This is a genomic window from Allobosea sp. CER48, assembly GCF_044752385.1.
Classification (GTDB): Bacteria; Pseudomonadota; Alphaproteobacteria; order Rhizobiales; family Beijerinckiaceae; genus Allobosea.
In genome coordinates, this window is the sequence record NZ_JBIWYK010000303.1 from 1 (window position 1) to 3,965 (window position 3,965).

General features: G+C 70.1%; 4 protein-coding genes. 2 read left to right on the forward strand and 2 right to left on the reverse strand.

Annotation, left to right across the window (positions count from 1 at the left end; translation table 11 throughout):
- Together ACIPIA_RS11715 and ACIPIA_RS11720 are read left to right on the forward strand one after the other, a co-directional pair.
- The coding region (locus ACIPIA_RS11715; RefSeq protein ID WP_400509671.1) for a sensor domain-containing diguanylate cyclase at nucleotides 1–1,235 on the forward strand (1,235 nt) is incomplete at its 5' end.
- A 93-nt stretch (nucleotides 1,236–1,328) separates the two neighbouring features.
- Nucleotides 1,329–2,375 carry a zinc-dependent alcohol dehydrogenase family protein gene (locus ACIPIA_RS11720; RefSeq protein ID WP_400509673.1) on the forward strand — a complete coding sequence of 349 codons (1,047 nt, stop codon included), beginning with the start codon at nucleotides 1,329–1,331 and terminating at the stop codon, nucleotides 2,373–2,375.
- 301 nt (nucleotides 2,376–2,676) lie between these two features.
- On the opposite strand, the gene ACIPIA_RS11725 is transcribed toward ACIPIA_RS11720, so the two are convergent.
- Together ACIPIA_RS11725 and ACIPIA_RS11730 are read right to left on the reverse strand one after the other, a co-directional pair.
- Nucleotides 2,677–3,003 carry a hypothetical protein gene (locus ACIPIA_RS11725; protein ID WP_400509675.1) on the reverse strand — a complete coding sequence of 109 codons (327 nt, stop codon included), beginning with the start codon at nucleotides 3,001–3,003 and terminating at the stop codon, nucleotides 2,677–2,679.
- 711 nt (nucleotides 3,004–3,714) lie between these two features.
- On the reverse strand, nucleotides 3,715–3,861 hold the full coding sequence (locus ACIPIA_RS11730) for an SEC-C metal-binding domain-containing protein (RefSeq protein ID WP_400509677.1): 147 nt from the start codon (nucleotides 3,859–3,861) through the stop codon (nucleotides 3,715–3,717).
- Nucleotides 3,862–3,965: the final 104 nt, after the last annotated feature.

Below are 3,965 nucleotides of genomic sequence, written 5' to 3' on the forward strand. Positions count from 1 at the left end.
CGACAGGCATGTCCATCTCCGCAGCCGAGACCGAACAGGCTCGTCTGGACGCGCTCGCGCGCTACGACATCCTCGACACGCCGGGCGAGGAATCGTTCGACCGCATCACCCGCCTGGTCTGCGGCATCCTCAAGGTGCCGATGGCGACGGTGACGTTCCTCGACGCGCACCGCCAATGGTTCAAGTCGCGCCAGGGCGTCGCCGACTGCGAGGGCGATCGCGGCCCGGCCTTCTGCAACCTGACGATCCGCCAGAGCGACCCGCTGATCGTGACGGACACGCATCTGGACGGCCGCTTCGCCGGCAATCCGCTCGTGCTCGGCCCTCCCTTCCTGCGTTTCTATGCCGGCGTGCCGCTGCGCAGCGCCGAGGGCCAGAACATCGGCACGCTCTGCGCGATGGGCCCGCAGCCGCGCGCAATCAGCGCCGGGGAGATCGCCATCCTCTCCGACCTCGCCGGCATCGTGTTGGAGGCGCTGGAGCTGCGCCTGCTCGCCACCACCGACGGGTTGACCGGGGCGCTCGCGCGCCGCGCCTTCCGCGAGGAGGGCGCGCGCATCCTGGCGCTGGCCCAGCGTCACGGCCATGAGGCGAGCTGCATCGCGCTCGACCTCGACCACTTCAAGGCGATCAACGACACGCATGGTCATGCCGCCGGCGACGCCGTGCTGGCCGGCAGCGTCGCGAGCTGCCGCGCCCTGCTGCGCCAGACCGACCTGATCGGCCGCCTCGGCGGCGAGGAATTCGCCGTGCTGCTGCCCCATACCGGCCGGCAGGCCGCGCTCGGCGTCGCCGAGAAGCTGCGCGGCGGCATCGCCGCCCAGGGCTTCGCCGGCGCCGGCAACCCCTTCTCGGTCACGGCGAGCCTCGGCGTCGCCACCTTCAGCCCCGCCGCCGCCGATCTCGACACGCTGCTGGGCCTCGCCGACGCGGCGCTGTATCGCGCCAAGGCGGAGGGGCGCGACCGCTGCGTCGCCGCGCCCGTCGCCGACGGTGCTGCCGCCGCCGGGCTCGGCCGGCGCGTGCTCAAGGCCGGGCGGATCGTCTTCAACGGCGGCCGCTCGGTGATCGACTGCACCGTCAAGCGCCTGTCGGAGCAGGGGGCGAGCCTCGCGCTGCTCAGCACCGCCGGCGTGCCCGAGCGCTTCAAGCTCGCCATCGCCGCCGACGGCTTCTCCAGGACCTGCGCCATCGCCCGCAAGGCCGATGGCGAGATCGAGGTGCATTTCGCATGAGCTGAGGGCAGGGGCCCACCGCCACGCCGCGCGGTTGACGCTCCTCCCCGCCCGGCGGCATGACACGGGCCTCGACCGAAGGAGGCCCGCCCCATGAAAGCCGTCGTCTACGAAGCCTTCGGGCAGGCCCCCGAGCTGCGCATCCTGCCGGACCCGACGCCGGAGCCGCACAGCGTCATCATCAAGGTCGAGGCGACCGGCCTGTGCCGCAGCGACTGGCATGGCTGGGTCGGCCACGACCCCGATATCCGCCTGCCGCATGTGCCGGGCCATGAGCTTGCCGGCGTCATCGCCGCGGTCGGCCGCAGCGTCGTGCGCTTCCGCGAGGGCGACCGCGTCACCGTGCCCTTCGTCGCCGGCTGCGGCTCCTGCCCGCAATGCCATTCCGGCAACCAGCAGGTCTGCGACGACCAGTTCCAGCCCGGCTTCACCCATTGGGGCTCGTTTGCCGAGTATGTCCGCATCGACCGGGCCGATTTCAACATCGTGCGCCTGCCCGACGAGATCGACTTCGCCACGGCAGCCAGCCTCGGCTGCCGCTTCGTGACCTCGTTCCGCGCCGTGGTCGACCAGGGCAAGGTCACGGCCGGGCAATGGGTCGCGGTTCACGGCTGCGGCGGCGTCGGCCTCTCCGCGATCATGATCGCCAATGCGCTCGGCGCGAATGTCGTCGCGGTCGACATCTCCGACGACAAGCTGCGCCTCGCCCGCGAGGTCGGCGCCGCGGTGACGATCAACGCGAAGTCGCAGCCCGACGTCGTCGCCGCCGTGCGCGACGCGACAGGCGGCGGCGCCCATGTCTCGCTCGATGCGCTCGGCCACCCCCAGACCTGCTTCAACTCGGTGGCGAACCTGCGCAAGCGCGGCAAGCATGTCCAGGTCGGACTGCTGCTGGCGGAGCAGGCGGCGCCGCCGATCCCGATGGCGCAGGTCATCGCCCACGAGCTCGAAATCCTCGGCAGCCACGGCATGCAGGCGCATCGCTATGGCGCGATGCTCGACATGATCAGCGCCGGCAAGCTCACCCCGCAGCAGCTCGTCGGCCGCCGCATCGACCTTGCCGAATCGATCCCCGCCCTGATGGCGATGGACCGCTTCGAGGGCACCGGCGTGACGATCATCGACCGGTTCCGAGGGTAGGGGACCGCGACGCCTTTTGCGCGAGGGAGCCTCGACACCTCTTGCACAAGAGAACCGCGACGCCTCTTTCCTTCTCCCGGATGGGAGAAGGTGGCCCGGAGGGCCGGATGAGGGCCTGCCGCTGCAATTGAAGGCGAGGCGGCGCCGTTGCGCTTATGCGGTCAGCGGCGGTCCCTCACCCCTGCCCCTCTCACTGATCTCGGGCTTGCCCGAGATCAGCACTTGGAGTGTCGAAGTCGGCAGCAGCCGACTTCGATGCGGGAGAGGGGTTCCCCGCGCATGCTTTGCGAGGGCGGTGAGATCACGCCCCCTCCCGCGCGATCTCCCCGGCCACACGCGCCTCAGCCTGCGCGATGGCCTCGTCGGGGTCGAGCCCCTTGGCGCGGTTCTCCATGGCATAGGCGAACGACCTGCGGGTATCGTCCGGCATCGCCCGCATCACGGCGTGGAAGCAGGTGCCGCGCGCATCCTGGCAGGCGCGCATCCGCTTGCAGGTCCTGTTCGGGCAGACGCGAAAGATTTCGAGCTGGTCGGTCAGCCGGCGAAACAGGGCGGCCCGCGCCCTCTGGCAGCTCTCGAAATCGGTGATTGGCGGGATAGCGGCAGGGGTGTTCTGGCGTTTCGGCATGGTGGCGCTCCGCTCGGGCTGGGCATGCAGGATCATCCGCCCGCGCGATGCGCAGCGGGGTCGCAAGGGTGCTAGGCAGGGCTGGCGGAGCGCCGCGAGGCGCGAAGTGAATCCGCAACCGTTGAGCCAGGCTGCGGCGCGGCGGGATTGAGCCACCCGTCGCACGCCCCGTGGCGCTCCGCCTCCGGCGATTTTGGGCTCCGGGCCGCGCTTATCGGGCCTAAGCGGTTCAGGATGGGCGGGTTTCGACGCCAGTTCCCCTCAGCGGGTTGTCGCGTCGTCACCGTACCCATCGTCAACGGCCGGCCGTTCCCAGCGAGCTCCTCGCACAGGGACCGTAGTGTCCCCAGGGCGGTTCCCGAAGCCTCCCGGGAGCGGGGCGTAACCCCCGCCCGCAGGCGCCGACCCTCACCCAACCTCCAGCATACCTCCGGACGGCCGCCCCGTTTGGGTGATGGGCGAGGGCAGGATAGGGCGGGTGAGGAGGGGCGGGGATAAGTTTGATGGGAGCCGCGACGCTCTCTTCCTTCTCCCGGATGGGAGAAGGTGGCGCGGAGCGCCGGATGAGGGCCTGCCGTTGCCGGAGAGGGAGAGACGGCGCCGTTACGCCTACGCGATCAGCGGCGGTCCCTCACCCCTGCCCCTCTCCCATCCGGGAGAGGGGTTCCCCGCGCTTTACTCGGGGAGGGAGGCATCACTCCCTGAAAGTAGTCATCCCGGTCGGAGCCGTCGAAATGGCCGCTCGGCATGCAGCACTTCTTGAAATCTGCGCCCGGAGCCGCAAACGCAGGGATCGTTGCGGCCGAGCTTTTCCTGCAGTTCGACATCGCCATGGACGATGCGGACGCCGCGCTTCACGCGGGTTTCGGACGGGTAGGACTTCCGACGCTTGCTCGTGACCTCAAAAGGACGGCTGGTCGGTGAAGTCGTGCTGGTTCTTGGTCATGGCACTCTCCATCGGT